The sequence below is a fragment of the Roseateles sp. genome (assembly GCF_049240545.1).
Lineage (GTDB): Bacteria > Pseudomonadota > Gammaproteobacteria > Burkholderiales > Burkholderiaceae_C > Paucibacter_A.
Map to the genome: position 1 here is coordinate 1 of NZ_JBMLSK010000213.1, position 23,750 is coordinate 23,750.

Below are 23,750 nucleotides of genomic sequence, written 5' to 3' on the forward strand. Positions count from 1 at the left end.
CGATCGCTGAGCTTGAAGCGCTCGATCAACGCGGCCTTGGGCTCATCGCTGTTGCGGATGATGCGGATGACCTCGTCGATATTGAGCAGCACCAGCTGCCGGCCTTCCAGCACATGGATGCGATCCAGCACCTTGGCCAAGCGATGCTGGGTGCGGCGCAGCACGGTCTGCTGGCGGTAGCCCAGCCATTCGCTGAGAATCTGGCGCATGCTCTTCAGCGTGGGCCGGCCGTCAGCGCCGATCATGGTCATATTGATCGAGGCCGAGGTCTCCAAGCTGGTGTGCGCCAAAAGCGTGGTGATCAGGTCTTGCTGCTCCACCGTCCGGCTCTTGGGCTCAAAGACCAGGCGCACCGGCGCGTCCTTGCTGGACTCGTCGCGCACCCCGTCCAAGACTGCCAAAAGGCTGGCCTTGAGCTGCAGTTGCTCTTGGCTGAGCGCCTTTTTACCGGCCTTGACCTTGGGGTTGGACAGCTCTTCAATCTCTTCCAGCACCTTTTGGCTGCTGGTGCCATGCGGCAACTCGGTGACGATCAATTGCCACTGACCGCGGGCCAGGTCTTCGATCTTCCAACGCGCGCGCAACTTCATGCTGCCGCGCCCACTTTGATAGGCTGCGCGAATGTCTTCCGCCGAACTGATCAGCTGGCCGCCGCCCGGATAGTCCGGGCCGGGCAGCAAGGTGAACAGGTCTTCGTCGCTGAGGTTCTCGTTCTTCAGCAGGGCCACGGCAGCCGCCGCCACTTCGCGCAGATTGTGGCTGGGCACCTCGGTGGCCATGCCCACGGCAATGCCGCTCGCGCCGTTCAAGAGCACAAAAGGCAAGCGCGCCGGCAGCTGGCGTGGCTCTTCGGTGGAGCCGTCGTAGTTGGGCGCGAAGTCCACCGTGCCTTCGTCGATCTCATCGAGCAGCAGGCGCGCAATCGGCGCCAAGCGCGCTTCGGTGTAACGCATGGCCGCCGCGCCGTCGCCATCGCGGCTGCCGAAATTACCCTGGCCGTCGATCAGCGGATAGCGCTGCGAGAAGTCCTGCGCCATGCGCACCAAGGCGTCGTAGACCGACTGGTCGCCGTGCGGATGGAAGCGGCCCAGCACATCACCGACCACACGGGCGCCCTTGACCGGCTTGGCGCCGGCCGTGCCGGTAAAGGCCAGGCCCATGCGCTCCATCGAATACAGAATGCGGCGCTGCACCGGCTTTTGGCCATCGCAGACATCGGGCAAGGCGCGGCCCTTGACCACGCTGAGGGCGTACTCCAGATAGGCTCGCTCGGCGTAATGGCCCAGAGTCAAGGCATCGGGGTCATCGCTGGGCGGCGGGGCGTCAAAAATCGAGGTCTGCTGAGTCATGGTTTGTCAGAGTGAATCGACAGGTGCTGGGCTCGAGCGGGCATGCTGTGTTGCAGCAAGACCCAGTACAGCTCCAGCACCAGATGAACATGGGCTTGGGTTTCGTCATAGGGCGGCACCACGCCACCCGCGCGGCGCACCGCGCCTTCGCCGGCGTTCCAAGCCGCCAAGGCCGCGTCAATGCGGCCAAATCGTTTGATCAAATCGGCGAGCATGCGCGCGCCGGTCAAGACATTGATGCGCGGGTCTAGCAATCGTTCCTCCACCGGGCGAAGACGCTCGCTCAGGCTGGCATAGCGGGTCGCCGCTGCGGGCGTGATTTGCATCAGCCCGATGGCGCCCCGCGGCGACACCGCATCGCGCTTGTAACCCGACTCCACCGTGATCACCGCCTTCAGCAAGGCCATGTCCACGCCGGTTAGCGCAGCGGCCTCGCGCAGATAAGGCTGCACCGATTTGACCTCGGGGGCGATCTCCAGCCAGGTCAGCAAATGACGACTGCTGTCTTGCTTGCCCGGCACACGACCGTGGCCAGCCTCGGCCGAACCCAGCACCAAGTTGTAAGCGCCATCAATTTGGCGCGTGGCCAGATGTGCCGTGCCTTGGGCATCGACATAACCCCAAAGCTCAGCTTGCACCGGCAAGGCAAACCAAAGAAGAGCGGCAGCCATCGCATAACGGGCCGACATCACTCGCCCTCCTCGCCCAAGGCCAGGCGGGCTTGGTACTCGCGGTCCAGCATGGACATGACGATCAGGCTGTCGTAACCATCGGCGCCATCCCAATTGACCCGCACGCTTTCGCGCAAACGGCCCTCTTCCACAAAGCCCTCGCTGGCGTAGAGCTTGAGTGCTCGGGTATCGAGCGCCTTCACATCCAGCCAAAAGCGATGGGCATGCAGCTGCGTGAAGGCCAGCTTTTTCAACAAGCGCACGCAGGCCCGGCCCAGGCCTTGCCCCTTGGGTGCCAAGACGATGCGCTTCAGTTCAACCGACCCATGCGGATTGCGGCAGCCTTGAAAGATCACAAAGCCGGCGCGCGCCGAGTCCGGCCCCGCCTCGATGATGAAGTGGCGAAAGTCTGGAAAACGCACCGCGCCTTCATGCTGGGTGCGCTCCCAAGGCGTGATGAAGGGCCGGTTGCTGCCGTCTTGCTCCACCGAGACCACAAAGTCCAGGTCCGACAACATGGTCGGACGCAGATGGACTCGCGGCGTGCTCATATATCGACTTCCACCGAGTCGCCGTGAATCTCCATCAACTCCCGGCGGGATGACGCCTCGCCCTTGCCCATCAGCTTGTTGATCGCCACCTCGGTCTCGGCCAAATCGAGCTGACCGTAGGTGATGGTGCTGAGTCGCCGAGTCTCGGGGTTCAGCGTGGTGTCCCACAACTGCGTCGCGCTCATCTCGCCCAGGCCTTTGAAGCGGCTGATGCTCCAGGAGCCTTCACGGGCGCCTTCCTTGCGTAGCTTGTCCAACGTGGCGGTCAGCTCGCCCTCGTCCAGCGCATAGATCTTGGCGGCGGGCTTTTTGCCACGGGCCGGTGCATCCACCCGGTACAGCGGCGGGCGCGCCACGAAGATGTGGCCGGCTTCCACCAGCTTGGGGAAGTGACGGAAGAACAGGGTCAAGAGCAGCACCTGGATGTGCGAGCCGTCCACGTCCGCGTCCGAGAGGATGCAGACCTTGCCGTAGCGCAGGCCGCTCAAATCGGGCGAGTCGTTCTTGCCATGCGGGTCCACGCCAAGAGCCACCGAGATGTCGTGGATTTCGTTATTGGCGAACAGACGGTCGCGTTCCACTTCCCAGGTGTTGAGCACCTTGCCGCGCAGCGGCAGGATGGCCTGGGTTTCTTTGTTGCGGCCCATCTTGGCGCTGCCACCGGCCGAGTCGCCCTCGACCAGGAAGATCTCGTTGTGCAGCAGATCGCGGCTTTCGCAATCGGTCAATTTGCCGGGCAACACCGCCACGCCGGAGCCCTTGCGCTTCTCGACTTTTTGCGAGGCGCGCTGGCGGGTCTGCGCCTGCTTGATGACCAGCTCGGCCAGCTTCTTGCCAAACTCCACATGCTGGTTCAGCCACAGCTCCAGACCCGGCTTCACATAGGTGGAGACCAAACGCAGCGCGTCGCGGCTGTTTAGGCGCTCCTTGGTCTGGCCTTGGAATTGCGGATCCAGCACCTTGGCCGAGAGCACAAAGGAAGCGCGCGAGAACACATCGTCGGGCATCAGCTTGACGCCCTTGGGCAAGAGGCTGTGCAGCTCGATAAAGCTCTTGATGGCACCGAACAGGCCGTCTTTGAGACCCGACTCATGCGTGCCGCCTGCCACCGTGGGGATCAGGTTGACATAGCTTTCGCGCATGGTCTGACCCTCTTCGGTGAAGGCCACGCACCAGGCGGCGCCCTCGCCTTCGGCGAAGTTCTCGGTCTCGCTGCGACCGGCATATTGTTCGCCTTCGAACAGCGGGATCAGCGGCTCGGCCGTCAAGGTCTGCTGCAGATAGTCGCGCAGGCCGCCCTTGTAAGACCAGGTCTGCACATCACCGGACTTCTCATTCGTCAGCGTGACGATGACGCCCGGCATCAGCACCGCCTTGCTGCGCAGCAAATGCACCAACTCGTTCTTGGGCAGGTCAGCGCTCTCAAAATACTTGGCATCGGGCCAGACGCGCACCGTCGTGCCCTGCTTGCGGTCGCCGCGTTCGGCCTTGCGCACCGCCACGGCCTCGACCACATCGCCGTTCTCAAAGGCCAGCGTGGCCACCTCGCCGCCGCGCCAGACGGTCACTTCCAAGCGCTTGGCCAAGGCATTGGTAACGCTGACGCCAACGCCGTGCAGGCCGCCCGAGAAGCTGTAGGCGCCGCCCGAGCCCTTGTCGAACTTGCCGCCGGCATGCAGACGGGTGAAGACGATCTCGACCACCGGCACGCCTTCTTCGGGGTGCAGGCCGAAGGGAATACCGCGGCCATCGTCGGCAATCGACACCGAGCCGTCGCTGTGCTGGATCAGGTCGATGCGCTTGCCGAAACCGGCCAAGGCCTCGTCGGCCGCGTTGTCGATCACTTCCTGGATCGTGTGCAAGGGGTTGTCGGTGCGGGTATACATGCCCGGCCGCTGCTTGACGGGCTCCAAGCCCTTGAGCACGCGGATCGAACCCTCGCCATAGGAGCCGAGGGTCGGGGTATTGCTGGAGGAGGAAGAGGATGCTTTGCTGGTCGCCATGGGGCGGGATTCTAGGCGGCTGCACCGGGGCCCCTCCCCAACACCCGCTAGCATGACGAGCCTATGAGTCTTGCTTTTGAACTTTCCTCACAACCTCGGCACCCCTGGGCGGGTCCCATGGCCATATTGGCCTTTGCCATGACTGTGAGCCTGGCGCCCACGCCAGCCAGCGCTCAAGCCGACGCCAGCCGCTACACCGCAGGACCAGCCCTGACCATGGAGCTGAAAAACGCCCAGTGGTTTGACGGCAAGGGCTTTCGCAAAGGCACGCTCTACGTCAAGGAAGGCAAGTTCACGAATCAAAAAATCCCCAAGCCACAGCGGCGCATGGACTTGCAGGGCCAGTTCCTGCTGCCGCCCTTGGCTGAGGCGCACAACCACAATTTGCAAAACGCCTGGGGCTGGGGGCGCTACGCCAACAACTACCTGCGCGACGGCGTGTTCTACGCCGCCATGCAATGCGGCGAACCCAAGGGCGTGGCGGCAGCGCGCAGCCTGGCCGCGCAAGCGCCCGGCCCGGATGTCTTGTTCACCAGCGCTTGCATCACCTCGTCCGACGGCATGCCCTTGGCTCAGTTGCTGGCCGAGGACCCAGGCGCTGGGGCGCCCAAGCCGAAACTGGAAGACTTCGCCGACAAGGCCTTGCTGCTGATCGACACAGCCGAGCAGCTGAACCAAAAGTGGCCGCTGGTGGCGCCGCGCAAGACTGATCTAGTCAAGCTGATGATCAGCCGCAGCGAAAGCCCCGACTTGCGCAACGACCCCAAGCAGCTGGGTCGCCTGGGCCTCAAGCCCGAGCTGGTGCCGGCCATTGCCAAGCGCGCCCACCAGGACGGTCTGCGTGTGCTGGCCCATGTAGACACGGCGGCCGACTTCAGCCTAGCGGTGCAGTCCGGGGTTGATTGGCTGGCCCATTTACCGGGCTATGTCTTCCACGAGGGCGTGAGCCCCGAGGCCTACCGAATCAGCCCGGAGGCGGCCGCCGAGGCCACAAAACGCAAGGTGGCGGTGATCACCGCCACCGTTTCAAGCACCCTGTTCCGAATGCCGGTCGACAGCCAAGCGGCGGTGCGGCGCCTGCAAGCCGAGAACTTGCAAACACTGAAAGCCGCCGGCGTGCCCCTGCTGCTGGGTTCAGACCTCTTCAACGGCACGGCTTTGGCCGAGCTGCGCCATCTGGACGGATTGGCGGCACTGGACCGCGCCACCCTGCTGCGCATCGCCAGCATCGAGACGCCGCATGCCCTGTTCCCCAAACGTCGCCTGGGTTGCTTTGAATCGGGCTGCGAAGCCAGCTTTTTGTTGCTGGCAGGCAATCCCTTGAACGATCTGGACGTGCTGAATCGCATTCAGCTGCGCGTCAAGCAAGGACGGGTTTTGAGCACGCCTTGACGGCATCGACCGACCGACCCGGCAGAACTTGGCTACATTGCAAAGCATGGAAAAGACCGAAGGCCAGGACAGAGCAACACTGTCGATGTTCCAGGTGCTGCTCTGCGGCGCCCTGATCGTGACCGTGTCCATGGGCATACGCCACGGCTTTGGCCTGTGGCTGCAGCCCATCACCATGGACCGGGGCTGGACGCGTGAGACCTTTGCCTTTGCGCTGGCCATTCAAAACATCGCCTGGGGCATTGCCGGCCCCTTCACCGGCATGCTGGCGGACCGTTTTGGGCCCTTCCGCGTCTTGATGGTCGGGGGCGTTTTGTATGCCCTGGGCCTGGTCTTGATGGCGCTTTCGACCTCGGGCCTGGCCTTCACCGGCAGCGCTGGGCTCTTGATCGGGATTGCGCAGTCGGGCACCACCTATGCGGTGATTTACGGCGTGATTGGCCGCAATGTGGCAGCCGAAAAACGCAGCTGGGCCATGGGGGTGGCGGCTGCGGCTGGCTCCTTCGGGCAATTCTTGATGGTGCCGGTGGAAAACTGGCTGATCGCCAGCAGCGGCTGGCAAAACGCCTTGTTCATTCTGGCCTGCGCGGCCTTGATCATCGTGCCGCTGGCCTTTGGCTTGCGCGAACCGGCGCGCGCAGCAGCGCCGCAGGGTCATTCGCAAAGCATCATGCAAGCCCTGCGCGAGGCTTTTGGCTACCGCAGCTTTCAGCTTTTGATGGCGGGCTATTTTGTCTGCGGCTTTCAGGTCGTTTTCATTGGCGTTCACATGCCCAGTTACCTGAAGGACCAAGGCTTGAGCCCGCAGGTGGCCACCTACGCCCTGGCCTTGATCGGCCTCTTCAATGTCTTCGGCACCTATGCCGCAGGCGCCCTGGGGCAGCGTTTCCCAAAGCGCTACATCCTGTCTTGCATCTACGCCCTGCGCTCGGTCGCCATCGTGCTGTTTTTGGTTTTGCCGCTGACGCCTGCTTCGGTCTATGTGTTCTCTGGCGTGATGGGCTTGCTGTGGCTCTCCACCATTCCGCCCACCAATGCGGTGTTGGCCCAGATGTTCGGCCTGCAGCACATGTCCATGCTGAGTGGCTTTGTGTTCTTGAGCCACCAGATTGGGAGCTTCTTGGGCGTCTGGCTGGGCGGGCGGCTCTTTGACACGACCGGCAGCTATGACGTGGTCTGGTGGTTGGCCGTGGCGCTGGGCGTGATAGCGGCCTTGGTGAATCTGCCGGTGCGCGAAACGGCCATCGTCAGGCCGACCCGCGGCGCTGCGCCCGCCATGTAGGGTGGCCGCTCTAACTAGCCAGGACGAGAATATGCGCGGCAAAGGCCTTCGCTTCTTGATTTGGAGCCTCTGCTTGTTGGCTCTGGCCCTGGTGTTTGTGGCCTATCTTCAACCCGGCCTGATGGTTCAGCTGTCTGAGCAGATTTGGGCCTGTTTCTGAAATTGATGAGTACCTCGACTCCCCCTTCCAAATGGCTGCTGCGCTGGGCGCAAGCGATGCGCCCAGGCGCCACCGCACTGGATCTGGCCTGCGGCAGCGGCCGCCATGTGAAATACCTGGCCGGCCAAGGCATGAGGGTCACCGGCGTGGACATCGATGCTCAGGCCACGGCCGGGCTGGAAAACCTGGCCGAGATCATCACGGCCGATATCGAGTCCGGCCCTTGGCCGCTGGGCGAACGCCAGTTCGACCTGGTGCTGGTCACCAACTACCTCTGGCGCCCGCTGATCCCGCGCATCAAAGCGGCTGTCGCTCCCGGCGGCTGGCTGATTTACGAAACCTTTGCGCAAGGCCAACAAAGCATAGGCCGGCCGGCCCGGCCTGAGTTCTTGCTGAAGACCGGCGAGTTGCTCGATGCTTGCGCCGGGCTCAGCATCGTGGCCTTTGAGGACGGTTTTGAAGCGATGGCGGTCAACCCCCGCTTCGTGCAGCGCGTTGCTGCGGTTCGAGAGACGCCGGACGGGGATTTCCAGCGCTACACGCTCGACCAGGCCGAGACTTCCTTGGCCTGAGTAGAATCGTCGGATAAATAGGAACTCGCAATGAACGGACTTGTTGGCAGCATCGTCGCCTTGGTGACACCGATGCAAGAAGACGGCAGCATCGATTACCCCACGCTGCGCAAACTGATCGACTGGCACATCGCCGAGGGCACCAGCTGCGTCTGCGTGGTCGGCACCACCGGTGAGTCGCCCACCGTCAGCATGGAAGAAAACCGCGAGGTCATCCGCGCTGCGGTCGAGCATGCTGCGGGCCGCGTCACCATCATGGCCGGCACTGGCGCCAATTGCACCGCCGAAGCCATCGAATTGAGCCGTTACGCCAAGGAAGTCGGCGCCGACTGCACCTTGTCCGTCGTGCCCTACTACAACAAGCCCTCGCAAGAAGGCATCTATCAGCACTACAAGGCGATTGCCGAGGCCGTGGACATCCCCATGATGCTCTACAACGTGCCCGGCCGCACCGTGGCCGATATGCAGCCCGAAACCACGCTGCGCTGCGCCCAGCTGCCGGGTGTGTTTGGCATCAAGGAAGCGACCGGCAATATCGAGCGCGCGGCCTATCTGATCAAGCACGCGCCCAAGGGCTTTTCGATCTACTCGGGTGACGATGGCACCGCGATTGCCTTGATGCTGCTGGGCGGCCATGGCAATGTCAGCGTGACTGCCAACATCGCCCCCCGCGCCATGAGCGAGCTCTGCCGTGCCGCCCTGGCTGGCAATGTGAGCGAAGCCAAACGCCTCCACTTTGAATTGCTCGGTCTGCACAAGAACTTGTTCTGCGAATCGAGCCCGGCGCCGACAAAATGGGCGCTGTCGCGCCTGGGCCGTTGCCAGAACGTGATGCGCCTGCCCATCACCCCCTTGACCGAAGCCGGTCAGGCGCTGGTGGGTCAAGCCATGAAAGAAGCAGGATTGCTTTGAACGCTGGGCAGCTTGGCCGAGCCGCCAGTCTGCTCTAATCCCCCCATCGAGTTTTGCCCCACATGTACAGCGGGCCGCGTTCCAGCGGCCCGAGCCACGGAGATGTCTAGCGTGACCCGTTCTTCTTTTGTTTCCCCCTTGGCCACCCCGGTGCGCTTGGCTTGCCTGGTGTTGGCGGGGTCGCTGACCGCTTGCAGCTCATTCGACAACACCTTCTCCTCGGACAAGGTCGACTATCGCAGCGGCGCGCGTCAGACCACCGGCTTGGACGTACCGCCCGATTTGACTCAACTGGCCCGAAACAACCGCACGCAAAGCGCCGATGGCGCGGTGAGCGCGGCGGCCTTCCAGAAGAAAGTTGACAGCAACCCAGCAGCGAACGCCACGCCTGGCGCAGGCAAGCCCAGCGTCGCCTTGAATGCGGCCGGTGATGTCCAGCTGGAGCGCGACGGTGCAGACCGCTGGCTGCGCACCTCGCTGACACCCGAGCAGCTCTGGCCTCAGCTGCGCGAGTTCTGGCAAGAACGTGGTTTTGAGCTGACCAAGGAAGTCGCCGAGATCGGCGTGATGGAAACCAGCTGGAACGAGAACCGCGCCAAGCTGCCGCAAGACGCAATTCGGGCCACCATCGGCAAGGTCTTTGACGGCTTCTATTCCACCGGCGAGAAGGACATGTTCCGCACTCGCGTGGAGCGTTCAAGCACCGGCACGCAAATCACCATCAGTCACCGAGGCATGCAAGAGGTCTACACCGGCCCGCAAAAAGACAACACGGCTTGGCAGGCACGCCCCTCCGATCGCGAGTTGGAAGCCGAGATGCTCTCTCGCCTGATGCTCAAGTTGGGAGCGAAGGAAGAGCAAGCCAAGGCTGCGGTCGCTGCCGCCAATGCACCTGCGGTGACCAGCGGGCAAGCTGCCGCGGCCGCAGCAGTTGCAGCGCCGGTCGCACGCAAGCTGAGCGACGTGCCGGACAGCCTGCAGGTCAACGAAGGCTTCGAGCGCGCATGGCGCCGGGTCGGCCAGTCGCTGGATCGCCACGGCTTCACCATCGAAGACCGCGATCGCAAGCAAGGCCTGTTCTTCTTGCGTTATGCCGACCCCAACCAGGCCGGCAAGGAAGAACCCAACTTCTTCCAACGTCTTTTCAGCTCGGACACCGCACCGACAGCCACGCGCTACCGCGTCTCGGTCAAGTCCGAGGGTGAGCGCAGCACGGTCAGTGTGCTCGACGACAAGGGCCAACTGCAGACCGGCGAGAATGCCAAGCGCATCCTCAATCTGCTGATGGATGACCTGCGCTGATTGAGTAGACCCCGCCTCTCTTGAAGACGCCGTTTCAGCCGCAAGGTTGGCGGCGTTTTTCTTTTGTCATGCCTCGCTTTTTTGAATCGAAGCTTTGATGCGTTTTTGTAATTTGGGAAGCGGCAGCGGTGGAAACGCGAGTTTGGTGGAGGCCAGTCAAGGCATCACTCACACCCAACTCTTGGTGGACTGTGGCTTCAGTCTGCGCGAACTGACGCGGCGCCTACAACGCGCCGGCAGCAGCCCAGAGCTGCTCAACGGCATCTTTATCACCCATGAGCACGGCGACCATATCGGCTGCGCCCTGAAGCTCTCCGAGAAGTACAAGATCCCCTTGTGGACCAGTCGCGGCACCTGGCGCTCGATCGCACAGCCTGACTTCCCTAAGGCCTTGTTGCACTTCCTCAGCGACGGGGAAGAAATCAGCCTGGGCGACATGAGCCTGCAGGCCTTCGCGGTGCCGCATGATGCGCACGAGCCGCTGCATCTGCGCTGCAGCGATGGCGCTCGGCACCTGGGTTTGATCACCGACCTGGGTCACGCCAGTACTCGGGTCATCCAAGCTTTGCAAGCTTGCCACGCGCTGCTGCTTGAGTTCAATCATGACGAAGACTTGCTGCGTGCTTCCAATTACCCTGCCAGCTTAAAACGCCGCATCTTGGGTAGCCATGGCCACCTTTCCAACACTGCCGCCGGCGAGCTCTTGCGGCAATGCCTGCACCCCGGCTTGCGGCATGTGGTGGGCGCCCATCTGAGCGAACGCAACAACAGGCCCGAATTGGCCGCGCAAACATTGGCAAAGGTACTGAACATCGAGACTCACGAGGCTCTGCTTTGTCATCAGCAGTCAGGTCACCCCTGGTTGAGCGTCTGAGCCGGAGAAGCCAAAACCGGCCCCAGAAAAGCAAAAAGCCACCGGGCTTGCGCCCGGTGGCTTTTCAAGTATCAGAACGAGGTCTGATTACTTGCTGACTGCGGAAGCAGCAGTTGCGGCAGCAGCGCCGACAGCCGAAGCTGCGTCAGCAGCGCCGGCAGCAACAGCGGAAGCAGCAGTAGCGGCAGCAGCGTCAACAGCGCTGGCAGCGGCCGAAGCGGCTTCAGCAACAGCGGGAGCCACGACAGCAGGAGCTTCTTCCTTCTTGCCGCAAGCGGTCAGAGCAACAGCAGACAACACAGCAGCCAACAGGATCGACTTGTTCATACTTATCCTCAAAATTCGTTAAACGAAATTGCAATTACCGGTAATTTTTTGAAGCTTTACAACCAAATCGAAACCCAAGGGCTTCGACAGACTGCAAACTTCTGCATGACAAGACGCGGAAACCTCGAGCGCTTCCATCGCCTAGCCTCTAATTATAGCGTTAGCTTTTGAAAGCCCTTACAGGCCCAATGTCGTGCTGGCAAAGGATTCTTCAGAGCGTTGCGCCAAAGCATCAAAGTAGTCCTTCGAGCGCGACACCTCAGACAAGGCAACCGAGGCCGCCCCCCGCCACAGACGCTTGTCGTGCAGCCTGATGCTGAAGGCTGACGCAACGTTCAACTGGCGCCCGTCCTCAGACCAAAAAAACAAGGCGGCAGGACCGCTTGGACCGACAGCCGCCAGCGCTTCAGGCCCATAAGCTCGGGCATGGACGCAATGCCCCCAAGTGGCCCGCCACTGAACGAAACGAGGCTGAAGCCGCGCCAAATCTTCATACTGCTCGGCCAATAGATGCAAGAGACGGCCCGGTCGAGCCCAGCGCTTCAATGCCGCCAAGACCTCGACATCAGACCAGGGCCAATCAGAAAAGCTCGAATCCAAGCAATACAGCTGTGTGCGATCTTCGGCACAAGCCTGCAGCAAGGCCTGTCTGAGCGTGTCGAGAAACTCACGCCGGCCTTCGAACTGACGAGCCTGTAACTCAATCATCTCAAGCCTGATCCGACATGGGCTGAACCCAGCCGTCCTCAACCCATTGGCTGAGCAATTCACGCGCCGGCTCTGAGAGCTGCCCCACTTGCTTGACGCTGAGCTGCTTGCTGTCGGCAAAGGCCCGCATCAATTTGGCGTCACGACCGCCCGCGCGGAAGGACTCACCATTGATGAAGATATGCGCCTTGTCGTACATCATGCGACTACGTCGATCCAGGCTAACGCCCTGCCCTGGCGGCAACTCGGAACCCGCTTCAAACCAAACGCGCGGCTTGGGCTCGGTCAGCGCCTCGCCCAAGGCGCGCTCCAAAGCCAAGGGTTCACGCAGCGCACGCTCGGCGGCATCACGGGCGAATTCCAGCAACTGATCGGGCACCAAGCCGGGCGTCACCGTGGCCGGTTGCTTGGGATCGGCATACATGCGATTCGCATAGGCCTGATCCTCGTCGTCCATCAAACGACTCAACAAGTCCTTGGCCAACTCGGCGCGCCAAGGGGTGCGAAAACCCACCGAGCAGGTCATGCACTCGCCAACCGCAATGCCGTCATGCGCCCAGCCGGGCGGCAGATAGAGCATGTCGCCGGCATCCAGTACAAACTCTTCTTCGGGCTCGAAGTCCGCCAACAACTTGACCGGCACGCCCTCGCGCAAGGCACCGCTGGTGGCCACGCCTTGGCGACCAATGCGCCAGCGCCGCTGACCCTGCACCTGAATCAAGAACACATCGTAGGAATCAAAATGCGGGCCGACCCCGCCGCCATCGCTGGCGTAGGAGATCATCAAATCGTCGAGCCGGACCTCGGGCACAAAGCGAAAGCGATTGAGCAATTCGGCAGCGGCGGGCACATGCTGCTCCAAGCCCTGCACCAGCAGGGTCCAACCCGCTTTTGAGTACGGCGGCAGCTTGGCTACCGGACCGGGGTACAGCGCCCAACGATCCTTGAACGCACTGACCAGGCGGGACTCAACGTCTTCGCTTGCGGCCAACTGAGCCAACTCGCTTCGCGTGACCGGCGACCGAACGCCTGGCAGTGCTTGGCGCACCAACAAAGGCTTCTTCTGCCAGTGACGGCGCATGAATTGTTCGGGCGTCAGGCCGCCCAGCAGCGGCAGTTTTTCTTGGATGTTCATGCCCACATTGTCGCTTGAGCCGCTGCCGATGGAACTGGGTCGCAGAGCTCGTCGCCCCCTCTTCAGTCCAGGCCGCTGAGGTCGAGCTTCGGCACGGCTTTCTTGTTTGCGCTGTAACGCGATGAACACGCAGCTTACATGCGCCTTGAGCGCAGATTCAACGGACGCCCAAGCCTTGACATCGTGCGAACGCGGGCAAGGCCTTGATGTGTTCTTGGTGCGACCCCTGGGGCCACCAAGCCCTGTGAAACAATGTCGGCATGAAAATTTCTGCCCCCTGCATCGTCTCCCTCAGCTGGAGACTAGAAGACGCCCAAAGCCATCTGATCGATGAGTTGACCGAAGCCCTTGAGTTTTTCTATGGCGGGCAAGACCTGTTCGCCAAGGTTGAAGAGGCGCTGGAAGGCCAGGAAGCTGGCTTTCAAACCATTGTGGGCCTAGAGCCGGAGCATGCCTTCGGTGACTACGATTCCTCGCTGGTCTGCTTTGAAGCACGCAGCCTCTTCCCGGCCGAGTTGGAGCCCGGCATGCAAGTCGAAGGACTGCCCGAGGGCGCGGTGACCGAAGACATGCCGCGCGACGCCATCTACATCGTCACCGAGGTCTACCCCGAGCATGTGGTGCTGGACGGCAACCACCCGCTGGCCGGCGTGGGCCTGCGCATGCATCTGAAGGTCTTGGATGTGCGCGAAGCCACGGCCGAAGAACTAGAAGCCGGCAGCCTGGGTGAAGCGGTATTTCAGCTGCCCAGCGGCGCACCGCCGGATGCGCAGTTGCACTGAGCGCTAGGCCTTCAAGGGCAAGGCTCAAGCTTTGCCGGTCGAGCCGAAGCCGCCCTCGCCACGCTGGGTGGCATCGAAGTCGTTGACAAGCCGGAAGCTGGCCTGCACCACCGGCACCAGTACCAATTGAGCGATGCGCTCCATCGGCTCGATCACAAAGGCACTCTGACCCCGATTCCAGCAGCTGACCATCAGCTGGCCCTGGTAGTCGGAGTCGATCAAACCCACCAAATTGCCCAGCACGATGCCGTGCTTATGACCCAGGCCGGAGCGCGGCAGGATGATGGCCGCCAGACCCGGGTCGCCGATGTGAACGGCCAAGCCGGTCGGGATCAGCGTGGTCTGGCCGGGTTCCAAGGTGATGGCTGCATCCAGACAGGCGCGCAGGTCCAGGCCGGCGCTACCGGGGGTGGCATAGGCGGGCAATTGCTCGGCCATGCGGGCATCGAGCACTTTCAGATCAACTGTGGTCATGGGCGTTGGGTGTGTAGCAAACGCTCGGCAATGCCGCGCACCAATTCGCGCGCCAGTGTGAGCTTGTCGTTATGGGGAATCTCGCGCTCGCCCTCGGCGTCGATCAAAAGCAAGGCGTTGTCATCGCGGCCAAAAGTGGCCGGTCCGATATTGCCGACGATCAGCGGCACGCCCTTGCGGATCAGCTTGGCGCGGCCATGCGTAACCAAGTCTTGACTCTCGGCCGCAAAGCCCACGCAATACGGCCCCTGCGGCAAGGCGGCCACGGCGGCCAAAATGTCCGGGTTCTCCGTCATCGCGATACTGGGCGCTTGGCCGCTGCCGTCTTTTTTGATCTTGTGATCGGCTGCGGCTGCGGGGCGCCAATCGGCCACAGCGGCGGTGGCCACAAAAACGCGGTGCGAGGCCGCCAGAGGCAGCACCGCATCGAACATCTGCTGCGCAGTCTGCACATCGATGCGCTTCACGCCACGCGGCGTGGGCAGATGCACCGGGCCGGCCACCAGGGTGACCTCCGCCCCCGCTTCACGTGCGGCGCGCGCGATGGCAAAACCCATCTTGCCGCTGGAATGATTGGTAATGCCGCGCACCGGGTCGATGGGCTCAAAAGTGGGCCCGGCGCTGATCAAGAGCTTCAGCCCCGCCAGCCGCTTGGGCTGGAACAAGGCGATCACTTCGTCCAGCAGTTCGGCAGCCTCCAGCATGCGGCCGTCACCGACCTCACCGCAAGCCTGATCGCCGTTGCCGGGGCCGAGCAAGAAGGCGCCATCGGCGCGAATCTGTTCCAGATTGCGCTGGGTGGCCGGGTGCGCCCACATCTCGCGGTTCATGGCCGGCGCAACCGCCAGTGGGCAGCGCTCGATCGGGCGCGCCAGGGCCATCAAGCTGAGCAAATCATCGGCACGGCCCTGTGCCAATTTGGCAATGAAGTCGGCGCTGGCCGGCGCCACCAGCATCAAGTCCGCCTCGCGGCTGAGGTTGATGTGGGCCATATTGTTGGGTTCGCGCGCGTCCCATTGGCTGCTCACCACCGGCCGGTTGGAGAGCGCCTGCATGGTCACCGGGGTGATGAACTGCTCGGCAGCTTCGGTCATCACCACCTGCACGGTAGCGCCCGCCTTGCTGAGCAGACGCACCAGTTCAGCGGACTTGTAGCAGGCGATGCCGCCGGACAGACCCAGCAAGATGTGCTTGCCGGCCAGATGTTGAAGTTCACTCATGCGCGCACTCTAGCTCAGAGCCCCGCTCAGGCGCGGCGACGGAACACCACGTCCCAAACCCCGTGGCCGAGCTTCAGACCACGGTTTTCGAACTTGGTCAGCGGGCGGTAGTCGGGCTTTTCGGCGAAGCCTTGGGCGGTGTTCTCCAAGCCCGACTCGGCCGACAAGACCTCCAGCATCTGCTGGGCATAGGGTTCCCAGTCGGTGGCGCAGTGCAAATAGCCGCCGGGGCGGATGTGCTGGATCAGCTTGGCCACAAACGGCGCCTGGATCAGGCGGCGCTTGTTGTGACGCGCCTTGTGCCAAGGGTCAGGAAAATAGATGTGCACACCGGCCAACGAGGCCGGGGCAATCATCTGCTCCAACACCTCGACGGCGTCGTGTTGAACGATGCGGATATTGTTCAAGCCACGCTCGTCGATGTGTTTGAGCAAGGCTCCCACGCCGGGCTCGTGCACCTCGCAGCCGATGAAATCGGTGTCGGCCAGGGTCTGGGCGATCTTGGCGGTAGCGTCGCCCATGCCAAAGCCAATCTCGAACACCAGCGGCGCCTCGCGGCCGAATACTTCGACCGGATTCAGTCGCTCGGGTTTGAAAGGCAGCACGAACTTGGGGCCCAACTCGGCCAAGGCCTTGACCTGCCCCGAGCCCATGCGCCCGGCGCGCACCACAAAGCTCTTGATCGGCCGATGTTTATGGGCATCCGCTGCAGATTCGGCGGGGGCGAGGGGCTCCGGCTGCTCGGGAAGTTCTGACATAGGCTTGGAATGAGTAAGAGAAAAAAGAGAAAGACTCGCTGGCGAGGGGCGGCAAGTCTATCCGACCCGAGTCTAGCCGCCCCGGCTGGGGGGACACTTGGCCCCGAGCCGCCAGTAGGGAAAGAATCAGCTCAGATGGTCGAGCACGACAGCGCTTGCGATGAATGGGGTCGCCATATCGCTGATGGTGCAGGCAGCCTGGACTTGCTCAATCGCGCGCTCGGCTGCGGCCGGGTCCGCCGCATGCACCCAGGCCAAGACCTCGCCCGCCTCGACCGCCTCGCCCAAGGCGCGCATGGCATAGAGGCCGACGCGGGGATCAATCAGATCCGAGGCCCAACGGCGACCACCGCCCAACTCCACAACAGCGAGCCCGATGTCGCGGGTGCGCATGGCCGTCAACACACCGCTGCGAAGCGCGGGCACCGGCAGCCGCACGGGTGCCTGCGCCAGATAGTGCTGCGGGCGCTCCAGCAAATCACTGGGGCCACCCAAGCCGGCCACCATGCGCGCAAAACGCTCGGCGGCAGCACCGCTATCCAAAGCCTGTTGCAGCCGGCGTCGGGCGTCTGCCGTATCGCTGGCCAAGCCACCCAGCAGCAACATCTCGCTACCCAGCGCCAAGGTCACCTCATGCAGCCGCGCCTCGCGCACGCCCTGCCCCGTCAGATAGCGGATCGCCTCGTCCATCTCCAGTGCATTGCCGACTTCGCGGCCCAGCACTTGGTTCATATCGGTGATCAGCGCCCGCGTTGGCAGCCCGGCGCCCTTGGCCACTTCGACAATGCTGAGGGCCAATTCGCGCGCCATCTGCGGCGAATCGGCAAAGGCGCCATTGCCGCATTTGACGTCCATCACCAGGCCTTGCAGGCCGGCGGCCAGCTTTTTGGACAAGATGCTGGCGGTGATCAGCTGCACGTTTTCGACGGTGGCCGTCACATCCCGAATCGCATAGAGGCGTCCATCGGCCGGGGCCAGATCGCCGGTCTGGCCGATCACCGCGCAGCCAACCTCGCGCACCACGCGGGTGAAGAGTTCGGGCGTCGGCGTGCCCTTGTAGCCGGGGATGGCATCGAACTTGTCGCGCGTGCCGCCGGTGTGGCCAAGGCCCCGGCCGGAGATCATCGGCACATAGCCGCCGCAGGCCGCCACCAGTGGCGCCAGCATCAGGCTGACCTTGTCGCCAACGCCGCCGCTGGAATGCTTGTCCAAGACCGGGCCCGGCATCTCGGGCCAGCGCATGGTGCGGCCGGAGAGCATCATGGCGCGCGTCAGCTGCACGCATTCATTGCGCCCCATGCCGCGCTGAAACACCGCCATGGCCAGGGCGGCGATCTGCGCCTCGCTCCAGCTGCCATCCACCAAGCCACGGACAAAGGCCTGAATCTGCGGCTCGCCCAAGACTTGACCGTCGCGCTTGGCGCGAATGATTTCCTGAGCCAGCATCGAGGCGATCAGTAGGCGGCGTCGGTCACCACCGCTTGCGCGCCGGACAAGATAGCTTCGATATCACCCAGCAAGGCGCTGGCGCCGAAGCGCAGGCGACGCGGGTTCAAGGCGGAGGCACCCAAGTGCTGCTCGGCCAGTTGCAGATAGACCTGCGCATCGGCCACGGTGCGGATGCCGCCGGAAGCCTTGAAACCCGCAGCGCGGAAGCCACTCGCCGCGATTTCGCGCAGGATCACGCCGGCCGCCTTGGGCGTGGCGGAAACCTTGCTCTTGCCGGTGCTGGTCTTGACGAAGTCGGCGCCAGCCATCAAGGCCAAACGCGCGCCCTGGGCGATCAGCTCGCTGCTGGCCAACTCTCCGCTTTCGATGATGACCTTCAGCGTCAGCGGCCGGGTGGCGTGGCGCACTTCGGCCAGGAACTCGGCGCACTCAACGCTCTGCCCTTGCATCAAGGCACGGTAAGGCAAGACCACGTCGACCTCGTCACCGCCGGCGCTGGCAATCGCTTGCACCTCGGCCAGCGTGCGGTTCAGGTCCAGCGCGCCGTCAGGGAAATTGGCCACGGCAGCGACGCGGATGGTCGCGGGCAAGGCAGCGCGTGCCTGCGCCACAAAGCGCGGCCAGACGCAGACCGCGGCCACATTGCCAAACGGCGTTTGAGCCCGAGCGCAAAGCGCCCCGATATCGGCAGCGGTATCGGCCTCGTTCAGGCTGGTCAGATCCAGGCATTGCAGCGCCAACTGCGCCGCATGTTTCAGCTCAGTCATCATGCCCCCGCTTGCAGTGAAGGCAACTCGGCCAAGCCGGCCACCACGGCGCCCAGGAAGCTGGCCGCGCGCTCGCCCGACAACTGAGCTTGCTGCAAGGTCAGTGCATGGGTCAAGGCTTCCTCCGAGAGGCCAGCCGCCATATTGGTCATCAAGGCCAAGCCCATGACGCGCAGGCCGGCGTGGCGGGCCAAAATCGTCTCGGGCACGGTGCTCATGCCCACGGCGTCAGCGCCCCAAGCGGCGAACATGCGGATCTCGGCCGGGGTTTCAAACTGTGGGCCCAGCGCCCAGCAGTACACGCCCTCTCCCAGCGTCAGGTTTTGCGACTCAGCCACCTTCTTGGCGTGCTGGCGCAGCTCCAGGTCATAGGCGCAGCTCATGTCGACAAAACGCTCGCTGCCGGGCTCGCCCACCAAGGGCGAGCGCTGCGGCGCGTTGATGTGGTCGCTGATCAGCATCAGGCTGCCCGGCGCCATATGGCTGCGCAAAGAACCCGAGGCATTGGTCTGCAGCAGCACTTGAACGCCCCAGCCCTTCAAGCTGCGCAGAGCGCCGGCCATGCCGGTGCATTCGCCGCTTTCATAGGTGTGAGCGCGGCCGCGCAACATCACCACGCGCTGGGCGCCAATCGTGCCGACGACGATCTCGTTGACATGGCCTTCCACCTTGGGCTGCGGGAAGGCCGGCAACTCGGCGTAGGACAAATGCTTGGCGTCTTGCACCAGGCTGACCGCGCCGGCCCAGCCGGAGCCCAAGACCACGGCAACCGCCGGGGCGGCACCGAACAGCTCGTTCAGCTTGGCCACGGTGCTGGCGATGGCGGGATTGAGGATGGCGTGATTGATCATTTTTCTAAACTCCACTGAAACTGGGATGACTCTTCAAAACGCATCAAGCCTTGCGGCTCAGATGCTCGGGGCCGAAGCTGAAAGGCAGCAATTCGCCCAGGGTCCACTGCTGGCGAATCCCCGAAGGATCGCTGGCAATGATGACAAGCTCTTGTCCTGCAAACTCGCGCAGCTTTTGTCGGCAGCCGCCGCAGGGCGTGATGATTTCGGGGCCTGGGCCCGTCACCAGCACCGCCTGAGCGCGGCGCCCGCCGGCCATGATCATGGCACTGAGCGCCGTGGCTTCGGCACACCAGCCTTGAGGATAGGCGGCGTTTTCCATATTCGCACCCACATGGATGCGGCCCTGCTCGTCCAGCACGGCCGCGCCCACGGCATAGCCGGAATATGGCGAATGCGAATGCACCCGCGCGGCCAGCGAAGCCTGCAGCAGTTGCTGCATCAAATCAGGACTCAGACTCAAAGGGCTTCCTTTGCGGTTCTTGTGAACTCAGCGTTCTTTGACGTAGGGGCGGCCCAAGGCCTTGGGCGCCAGCGCTTGGCCGATGAAGCCGGCCAGCAAAACAACGGTCAGCAGATAAGGCAAGGCCTGAATGAGTTGCACCGGCACCTCTCCGATACCCGGAATGACGGCGCCTTGCATGCGAATCGCCACCGCGTCCAAGAAGCCGAACAAGAGGCAGGCCAACATCGTCGGCACCGGCTTCCACTTGCCGAAGATCATGGCCGCCAGGGCGATATAGCCACGGCCAGCTGTCATATTCGGAGAGAAGGCCGCGTTTTGCGCCAGCACCAGATAGCTGCCCGCCAAACCGCACAGCAGCCCATTGATCATCAAAGCGGCATAACGCAAGCGCGGCACGGACAGACCCGCCGCGTCCACCATGGCCGGGTTCTCACCGACGGCACGCAGACGCAGGCCTGGCTTGGTGCGCTCCAGAAAGAACCAAACGCCGGCCACCAAGGCAAAGGCCAGGTAGACCAGCAGGTTGTGGCTCAGCAAGCCATGGCCGACGACGGCGCCGAGCCAAGGCCCCAGATCGGCCACGGCGGCGTCCAACTCGCTCCAGCCTGGGATCAGCCCCGTCATGCGCACATCGGCGGCGACTGGCGGGGTCTGCCCGCCCTGGGCGAACCAGGCAATGCCCAAGACGACGGTGAGTCCCGCCGCCACCATATTCAAAGCCACGCCCGAAACCACCTGGTCCCCGCGATGCGTGACGCAGGCATAGCCATGGATCAGCGACATCAAACAAGCCACGCCCACGGCGGCCAACACACCCAAGCCGGTGGAATGGGCCACGCTAGCGGCGGCGGCCGCAGCAAAGGCAGCAAACAGCATCTTGCCTTCCAGGCCGATGTCCACCACGCCCGCACGTTCGCTGACCAATCCAGCCAGCGCGCACAGCAGCAGCGGCGTGCTGACCCGCAGCGTCGAGGCCAGCACCGAGCCGATCATGACTTCATCCATGGCTGGCCTCCTTCTTCTTTGTGGCGATGAGCGCGTACAGACGCGCAAACGTCGGCGCACTGACGCTGGCCATGGCGCCGGCAAACAGCACGATCAGGCCCTGGGCCGTCACCACCATTTCACGGCTAAAGCCGGGCAATTCAAAGGAAACCTCGACACCACCTTGGTACAGCACACCGAAGAGCAAAGATGCCAGGATGATGCCGACCGGATGGTTGCGGCCCATCAAGGCCACGGCAATGCCAGTGAAACCGGCACCGGCCACAAAATCCAGGGTCAGCTTGCCCTGCACGCCGGAAATCTCATTCACCGCCACCAAGCCAGCCAAGGCACCCGACAAACCCATGGCGACCAGCACCTGCATGCGCGGCTTGATGCCGGCGTAATGGGCGGCTCGCGGCGCGCTGCCGACCGCACGCAAGGCATAGCCCGCCCCGCTCTTCCACAGAAACCAGTAGACAAACAGGCAAGCCAGCAAAGCCAGCAAGAGGCTCAGATTGAGCGGCGACGAGGGCAGCTCATAGCCGAACTTGGCGGCGATTTCATGCAGACCCGGCATGCGCGCCGAGTCGGCGAAGTTCTCGCTCTCCACCGACATCGAGCCCTTGGGGCGCAGCCAATTCACCAGAAAATAGACATTCAGGCTTGCCGCCAAGAAATTGAACATGATGGTGGTGATGACCACATGGCTGCCGCGCCAAGCCTGCAGCGCCGCCGGCACCAAAGCCCAAGCCATGCCGAACAAAGCGGCGGCCACGACCAGCAGCGGCAGCAAAACAGCGGCCGGCAAACTTGGCCCCAAGGCCAGCGCCAAGAGCCCCAGACCAATGCCGCCCAGCGTGGCCTGGCCCTCGCCGCCAATATTGAAGAGGCCACCGTGGTAGGCCACCGCCACCGCCAAGCCGGTAAAGATGAAGGTCGTCGTGTAGTACAGCGTGTAGCCGATACCGCGCGAACTGCCCAAGGCGCCTTGCAGCAAGACACTCAGGGCCTGCGCGGGGCTTTGCCCGATCGCCAGCACCACGCAGCCGGCCACGGCCATGGCCACCAGCAGATTCCACAGCGGCAACAAGCCGACATCGATCCAACGCGGCAAGACAATGGCTTGGCCGTTGCTCATGCCGACACCCCCGTTGCTTCCGCTTGAGCGGCCATCATCATTCCCAAAGTTTTCTCGTCACAGGCCTCAATCGCCAATTCACCGGTGATGCGGCCGCCGTTCATCACAATGACCCGGTCGGCCAAGGCCAGGATTTCATCCAACTCACTGCTGACCACCAGCACCGCACAGCCGGCGTCTCGCATGGCACGCAACTGGTTGTGGATGAACTCGATGGCGCCAATGTCCACACCACGGGTCGGTTGGCCGACCAGCAAGACTTGCGGCGCCTGACCGATCTCACGCGCCATCACCAGCTTTTGCTGATTGCCGCCGGAGAACTTGGAGGAACCCAACTCCACATTGCGCGGCCGCACATCAAAGCGCTCTTGCATTTGCGCCGTCTGCTCGCGCATCAAGGCTTGATTCATGCCCAGGTCTGCCGGACCGCTTCGGTACTGCGCTTGGTTTTGATAGCCCAGCACGGCGGTTTCCCAGGCCGGGAAGCCCATCACCATGGCGCAGGCATGGCGGTCTTCCGGCACATGGGCCAGCTTCAACTCACGCGCACGCTTCGGGTTCAACCAGTCGCCCGCAGCCGCGTCAAACTCGGTCGCGCCCAAGTGCATGCACCCAGCATCCGGCGCCAACATGCCGGACAGGATCTCCAGCAACTCGCTCTGGCCATTGCCCGAAACGCCGGCCACGCCGACGATCTCGCCGGCATGCAGGCTCAAGCCCAAGTCAGTCAGCACGGGCACGCCGTTCGCGGCGCGCAGACTCAAGCCCTCGGCTCGCAGACGCACCTCGGCCTGCTCGGCTTTGGCTCCAGCCTTGCGACCCAAATTCACCTTGCGCCCGACCATGGCTTCGGCCAGATCTTCCGGGCTGGTGTCCGCGATAGCGCGGGTCTGCACCACTTGGCCGGCCTGCATCACCGTAACTTCATCGCACAAGGCCATCACTTCCTTGAGCTTGTGGGTGATCAAGATGATGGTCGTGCCGCGCGCCTTCAGCCGGCGCAAGGTTTCAAACAATTGCAGAGTTTCTTGCGGCGTCAGCACCGCCGTGGGCTCGTCCAAGATCAGGATCTTGGCGCCGCGGTAGAGCGCCTTCAGGATCTCCAGACGCTGCAACTCGCCCACCGGCAGGTCGCCCACCAAGGCATCCAGCCGCACATGCAGGCCGGTGTCTTGCATCAAGGCCTCAAGCTTGGCGCGAACGCTGCGCTTGGCCGCATTCAAGAAGAATGCCGGCTCGGCGCCCAGCATCACGTTGTCCAGGCAACTGAGGGTGTCGACCAGCATGAAATGCTGGTGCACCATGCCCAGGCCCAGTGCGATGGCTTGCTGTGAATTGGCGATCTCAACGCGCTGGCCATCGATCTCAATATGGCCGTCGTCTGCCTGGTAATAGCCATAGAGAATGGCCATCAAGGTGCTCTTGCCGGCACCGTTCTCGCCCACCAAACCATGCACGCTGGCCGCGGCCACGCTCAAGCTGACCTCGCGGTTGGCCTGCACCGCGCCGAATCGTTTGGAGATGGCGCACAACTGAACAGCAGGCCGACCCGAGCCGGGCGCCGCGTCAGGCCCAGCGCCCTGCACAACTTGCTTCATGATGAATGGGGAAGTTTCTGTC

General features: G+C 63.2%; 25 protein-coding genes. 8 read left to right on the plus strand and 17 right to left on the minus strand.

Features of this window, described 5'->3' with window-relative positions; translation table 11 throughout:
• The 4 genes from ACOVRJ_RS13665 to ACOVRJ_RS13680 all read right to left on the minus strand — a co-directional run.
• Nucleotides 1–1,349, minus strand: a 1,349-nt coding sequence (locus tag ACOVRJ_RS13665) for a DNA topoisomerase (ATP-hydrolyzing) (protein ID WP_422044398.1), incomplete at its 3' end; no start/stop codon positions are given.
• Nucleotides 1,346–2,038 carry a lytic transglycosylase domain-containing protein gene (locus ACOVRJ_RS13670; RefSeq protein WP_422044399.1) on the minus strand — a complete coding sequence of 231 codons (693 nt, stop codon included), beginning with the start codon at nucleotides 2,036–2,038 and terminating at the stop codon, nucleotides 1,346–1,348. The genes ACOVRJ_RS13665 and ACOVRJ_RS13670, both read right to left, overlap by 4 nt.
• Nucleotides 2,038–2,571, minus strand: a complete 534-nt coding sequence (locus ACOVRJ_RS13675; protein ID WP_422044400.1) for a GNAT family N-acetyltransferase — start codon at nucleotides 2,569–2,571, stop codon at nucleotides 2,038–2,040. The genes ACOVRJ_RS13670 and ACOVRJ_RS13675 overlap by 1 nt, the downstream gene beginning before the upstream one ends.
• Nucleotides 2,568–4,574 (minus strand): DNA topoisomerase IV subunit B, encoded by a 2,007-nt coding sequence (locus ACOVRJ_RS13680; RefSeq protein WP_422044401.1) that lies wholly within the window; start codon nucleotides 4,572–4,574, stop codon nucleotides 2,568–2,570. The genes ACOVRJ_RS13675 and ACOVRJ_RS13680 overlap by 4 nt, the downstream gene beginning before the upstream one ends.
• Nucleotides 4,575–4,712: 138 nt before the next feature.
• On the opposite strand from ACOVRJ_RS13680, the gene ACOVRJ_RS13685 reads away from it, so the two are divergent.
• The 7 genes from ACOVRJ_RS13685 (at nucleotide 4,713) to ACOVRJ_RS13715 (ending at nucleotide 11,068) form a co-directional block, all read left to right on the plus strand.
• Nucleotides 4,713–5,966 (plus strand): amidohydrolase family protein, encoded by a 1,254-nt coding sequence (locus tag ACOVRJ_RS13685; protein WP_422044402.1) that lies wholly within the window; start codon nucleotides 4,713–4,715, stop codon nucleotides 5,964–5,966.
• Nucleotides 5,967–6,012: 46 nt separating this feature from the next.
• Nucleotides 6,013–7,248: an MFS transporter gene (locus ACOVRJ_RS13690; protein WP_422044403.1), complete on the plus strand. Its 1,236-nt coding sequence runs from the start codon at nucleotides 6,013–6,015 to the stop codon at nucleotides 7,246–7,248.
• Between the two features lie 31 nt (nucleotides 7,249–7,279).
• Nucleotides 7,280–7,408 carry a hypothetical protein gene (locus ACOVRJ_RS13695; RefSeq protein WP_422044404.1) on the plus strand — a complete coding sequence of 43 codons (129 nt, stop codon included), beginning with the start codon at nucleotides 7,280–7,282 and terminating at the stop codon, nucleotides 7,406–7,408.
• Between the two features lie 5 nt (nucleotides 7,409–7,413).
• Nucleotides 7,414–7,980 carry a class I SAM-dependent methyltransferase gene (locus tag ACOVRJ_RS13700; protein ID WP_422044405.1) on the plus strand — a complete coding sequence of 189 codons (567 nt, stop codon included), beginning with the start codon at nucleotides 7,414–7,416 and terminating at the stop codon, nucleotides 7,978–7,980.
• Between the two features lie 30 nt (nucleotides 7,981–8,010).
• Entirely contained in the window at nucleotides 8,011–8,892 is an 882-nt protein-coding gene (gene dapA, locus ACOVRJ_RS13705) for a 4-hydroxy-tetrahydrodipicolinate synthase (protein WP_422044406.1), read from the plus strand.
• Between the two features lie 102 nt (nucleotides 8,893–8,994).
• On the plus strand, nucleotides 8,995–10,194 hold the full coding sequence (gene bamC / locus ACOVRJ_RS13710; RefSeq protein WP_422044407.1) for an outer membrane protein assembly factor BamC: 1,200 nt from the start codon (nucleotides 8,995–8,997) through the stop codon (nucleotides 10,192–10,194).
• Between the two features lie 94 nt (nucleotides 10,195–10,288).
• Nucleotides 10,289–11,068 carry an MBL fold metallo-hydrolase gene (locus ACOVRJ_RS13715; RefSeq protein ID WP_422044408.1) on the plus strand — a complete coding sequence of 260 codons (780 nt, stop codon included), beginning with the start codon at nucleotides 10,289–10,291 and terminating at the stop codon, nucleotides 11,066–11,068.
• A 71-nt stretch (nucleotides 11,069–11,139) separates the two neighbouring features.
• On the opposite strand, the gene ACOVRJ_RS13720 is transcribed toward ACOVRJ_RS13715, so the two are convergent.
• The 3 genes from ACOVRJ_RS13720 to ACOVRJ_RS13730 all read right to left on the minus strand — a co-directional run bounded on the left by ACOVRJ_RS13720 (nucleotide 11,140) and on the right by ACOVRJ_RS13730 (nucleotide 13,238).
• On the minus strand, nucleotides 11,140–11,298 hold the full coding sequence (locus ACOVRJ_RS13720; protein WP_422044409.1) for a hypothetical protein: 159 nt from the start codon (nucleotides 11,296–11,298) through the stop codon (nucleotides 11,140–11,142).
• A gap of 274 nt (nucleotides 11,299–11,572) precedes the next feature.
• Nucleotides 11,573–12,103 (minus strand): hypothetical protein, encoded by a 531-nt coding sequence (locus ACOVRJ_RS13725; RefSeq protein WP_422044410.1) that lies wholly within the window; start codon nucleotides 12,101–12,103, stop codon nucleotides 11,573–11,575.
• A gap of 1 nt (nucleotide 12,104) precedes the next feature.
• Complete coding sequence (locus tag ACOVRJ_RS13730; protein ID WP_422044411.1) at nucleotides 12,105–13,238, minus strand: JmjC domain-containing protein; 1,134 nt, start codon at nucleotides 13,236–13,238, stop codon at nucleotides 12,105–12,107.
• Between the two features lie 260 nt (nucleotides 13,239–13,498).
• Between ACOVRJ_RS13730 and ACOVRJ_RS13735 the strand changes: the two genes are divergently transcribed.
• Nucleotides 13,499–14,020 carry an FKBP-type peptidyl-prolyl cis-trans isomerase gene (locus ACOVRJ_RS13735; protein WP_422044412.1) on the plus strand — a complete coding sequence of 174 codons (522 nt, stop codon included), beginning with the start codon at nucleotides 13,499–13,501 and terminating at the stop codon, nucleotides 14,018–14,020.
• A 24-nt stretch (nucleotides 14,021–14,044) separates the two neighbouring features.
• Here ACOVRJ_RS13735 and dut read toward each other — a convergent pair whose 3' ends face one another.
• From dut to ACOVRJ_RS13785, 10 genes are all read right to left on the minus strand, one after another.
• Entirely contained in the window at nucleotides 14,045–14,494 is a 450-nt protein-coding gene (dut, locus tag ACOVRJ_RS13740; RefSeq protein ID WP_422044413.1) for a dUTP diphosphatase, read from the minus strand.
• Nucleotides 14,491–15,714 (minus strand): bifunctional phosphopantothenoylcysteine decarboxylase/phosphopantothenate--cysteine ligase CoaBC, encoded by a 1,224-nt coding sequence (coaBC, locus tag ACOVRJ_RS13745; protein WP_422044414.1) that lies wholly within the window; start codon nucleotides 15,712–15,714, stop codon nucleotides 14,491–14,493. Before coaBC ends, dut begins: the two co-directional genes overlap by 4 nt.
• Before the next feature lie 26 nt (nucleotides 15,715–15,740).
• Complete coding sequence (gene trmB / locus ACOVRJ_RS13750; RefSeq protein ID WP_422044415.1) at nucleotides 15,741–16,472, minus strand: tRNA (guanosine(46)-N7)-methyltransferase TrmB; 732 nt, start codon at nucleotides 16,470–16,472, stop codon at nucleotides 15,741–15,743.
• A 126-nt stretch (nucleotides 16,473–16,598) separates the two neighbouring features.
• Nucleotides 16,599–17,918: a thymidine phosphorylase gene (gene deoA, locus ACOVRJ_RS13755; protein ID WP_422044416.1), complete on the minus strand. Its 1,320-nt coding sequence runs from the start codon at nucleotides 17,916–17,918 to the stop codon at nucleotides 16,599–16,601.
• 8 nt (nucleotides 17,919–17,926) lie between these two features.
• Nucleotides 17,927–18,688, minus strand: coding sequence for a deoxyribose-phosphate aldolase (gene deoC / locus ACOVRJ_RS13760; RefSeq protein ID WP_422044417.1), 762 nt, complete (start codon nucleotides 18,686–18,688; stop codon nucleotides 17,927–17,929).
• Nucleotides 18,688–19,539, minus strand: coding sequence for a purine-nucleoside phosphorylase (locus tag ACOVRJ_RS13765; RefSeq protein ID WP_422044418.1), 852 nt, complete (start codon nucleotides 19,537–19,539; stop codon nucleotides 18,688–18,690). Before ACOVRJ_RS13765 ends, deoC begins: the two co-directional genes overlap by 1 nt.
• Before the next feature lie 43 nt (nucleotides 19,540–19,582).
• Nucleotides 19,583–20,002 (minus strand): cytidine deaminase, encoded by a 420-nt coding sequence (gene cdd / locus ACOVRJ_RS13770; protein WP_422044419.1) that lies wholly within the window; start codon nucleotides 20,000–20,002, stop codon nucleotides 19,583–19,585.
• Nucleotides 20,003–20,029: 27 nt separating this feature from the next.
• Complete coding sequence (locus tag ACOVRJ_RS13775; protein WP_422044420.1) at nucleotides 20,030–21,010, minus strand: ABC transporter permease; 981 nt, start codon at nucleotides 21,008–21,010, stop codon at nucleotides 20,030–20,032.
• Nucleotides 21,003–22,130 (minus strand): ABC transporter permease, encoded by a 1,128-nt coding sequence (locus ACOVRJ_RS13780; RefSeq protein WP_422044421.1) that lies wholly within the window; start codon nucleotides 22,128–22,130, stop codon nucleotides 21,003–21,005. Before ACOVRJ_RS13780 ends, ACOVRJ_RS13775 begins: the two co-directional genes overlap by 8 nt.
• A complete protein-coding gene (locus ACOVRJ_RS13785; RefSeq protein ID WP_422044422.1) occupies nucleotides 22,127–23,728 on the minus strand; it encodes an ABC transporter ATP-binding protein in 1,602 nt (533 codons plus the stop codon). The genes ACOVRJ_RS13780 and ACOVRJ_RS13785 overlap by 4 nt, the downstream gene beginning before the upstream one ends.
• Nucleotides 23,729–23,750 lie beyond the last annotated feature (22 nt).

Excerpts from the sequence above, each read along its gene's own strand:
- dapA (WP_422044406.1), top strand. The coding sequence starts at position 8,011 with ATGAACGGACTTGTTGGCAGCATCGTCGCCTTGGTGACACCGATGCAA.
- ACOVRJ_RS13735 (WP_422044412.1), top strand. The coding sequence starts at position 13,499 with ATGAAAATTTCTGCCCCCTGCATCGTCTCCCTCAGCTGGAGACTAGAA.
- ACOVRJ_RS13670 (WP_422044399.1), bottom strand. The coding sequence starts at position 2,038 with ATGTCGGCCCGTTATGCGATGGCTGCCGCTCTTCTTTGGTTTGCCTTG.
- ACOVRJ_RS13675 (WP_422044400.1), bottom strand. The coding sequence starts at position 2,571 with ATGAGCACGCCGCGAGTCCATCTGCGTCCGACCATGTTGTCGGACCTG.
- dut (WP_422044413.1), bottom strand. The coding sequence starts at position 14,494 with ATGACCACAGTTGATCTGAAAGTGCTCGATGCCCGCATGGCCGAGCAA.
- trmB (WP_422044415.1), bottom strand. The coding sequence starts at position 16,472 with ATGTCAGAACTTCCCGAGCAGCCGGAGCCCCTCGCCCCCGCCGAATCT.
- ACOVRJ_RS13765 (WP_422044418.1), bottom strand. The coding sequence starts at position 19,539 with ATGATCAATCACGCCATCCTCAATCCCGCCATCGCCAGCACCGTGGCC.
- deoC (WP_422044417.1), bottom strand. The coding sequence starts at position 18,688 with ATGACTGAGCTGAAACATGCGGCGCAGTTGGCGCTGCAATGCCTGGAT.
- ACOVRJ_RS13680 (WP_422044401.1), bottom strand. The coding sequence starts at position 4,574 with ATGGCGACCAGCAAAGCATCCTCTTCCTCCTCCAGCAATACCCCGACC.
- ACOVRJ_RS13700 (WP_422044405.1), top strand. The coding sequence starts at position 7,414 with ATGAGTACCTCGACTCCCCCTTCCAAATGGCTGCTGCGCTGGGCGCAA.
- ACOVRJ_RS13685 (WP_422044402.1), top strand. The coding sequence starts at position 4,713 with ATGACTGTGAGCCTGGCGCCCACGCCAGCCAGCGCTCAAGCCGACGCC.
- ACOVRJ_RS13785 (WP_422044422.1), bottom strand. The coding sequence starts at position 23,728 with ATGAAGCAAGTTGTGCAGGGCGCTGGGCCTGACGCGGCGCCCGGCTCG.
- coaBC (WP_422044414.1), bottom strand. The coding sequence starts at position 15,714 with ATGAGTGAACTTCAACATCTGGCCGGCAAGCACATCTTGCTGGGTCTG.
- ACOVRJ_RS13690 (WP_422044403.1), top strand. The coding sequence starts at position 6,013 with ATGGAAAAGACCGAAGGCCAGGACAGAGCAACACTGTCGATGTTCCAG.
- ACOVRJ_RS13780 (WP_422044421.1), bottom strand. The coding sequence starts at position 22,130 with ATGAGCAACGGCCAAGCCATTGTCTTGCCGCGTTGGATCGATGTCGGC.
- ACOVRJ_RS13730 (WP_422044411.1), bottom strand. The coding sequence starts at position 13,238 with ATGAACATCCAAGAAAAACTGCCGCTGCTGGGCGGCCTGACGCCCGAA.
- bamC (WP_422044407.1), top strand. The coding sequence starts at position 8,995 with ATGTCTAGCGTGACCCGTTCTTCTTTTGTTTCCCCCTTGGCCACCCCG.
- ACOVRJ_RS13695 (WP_422044404.1), top strand. The coding sequence starts at position 7,280 with ATGCGCGGCAAAGGCCTTCGCTTCTTGATTTGGAGCCTCTGCTTGTTG.
- deoA (WP_422044416.1), bottom strand. The coding sequence starts at position 17,918 with ATGCTGGCTCAGGAAATCATTCGCGCCAAGCGCGACGGTCAAGTCTTG.
- ACOVRJ_RS13775 (WP_422044420.1), bottom strand. The coding sequence starts at position 21,010 with ATGGATGAAGTCATGATCGGCTCGGTGCTGGCCTCGACGCTGCGGGTC.
- ACOVRJ_RS13725 (WP_422044410.1), bottom strand. The coding sequence starts at position 12,103 with ATGATTGAGTTACAGGCTCGTCAGTTCGAAGGCCGGCGTGAGTTTCTC.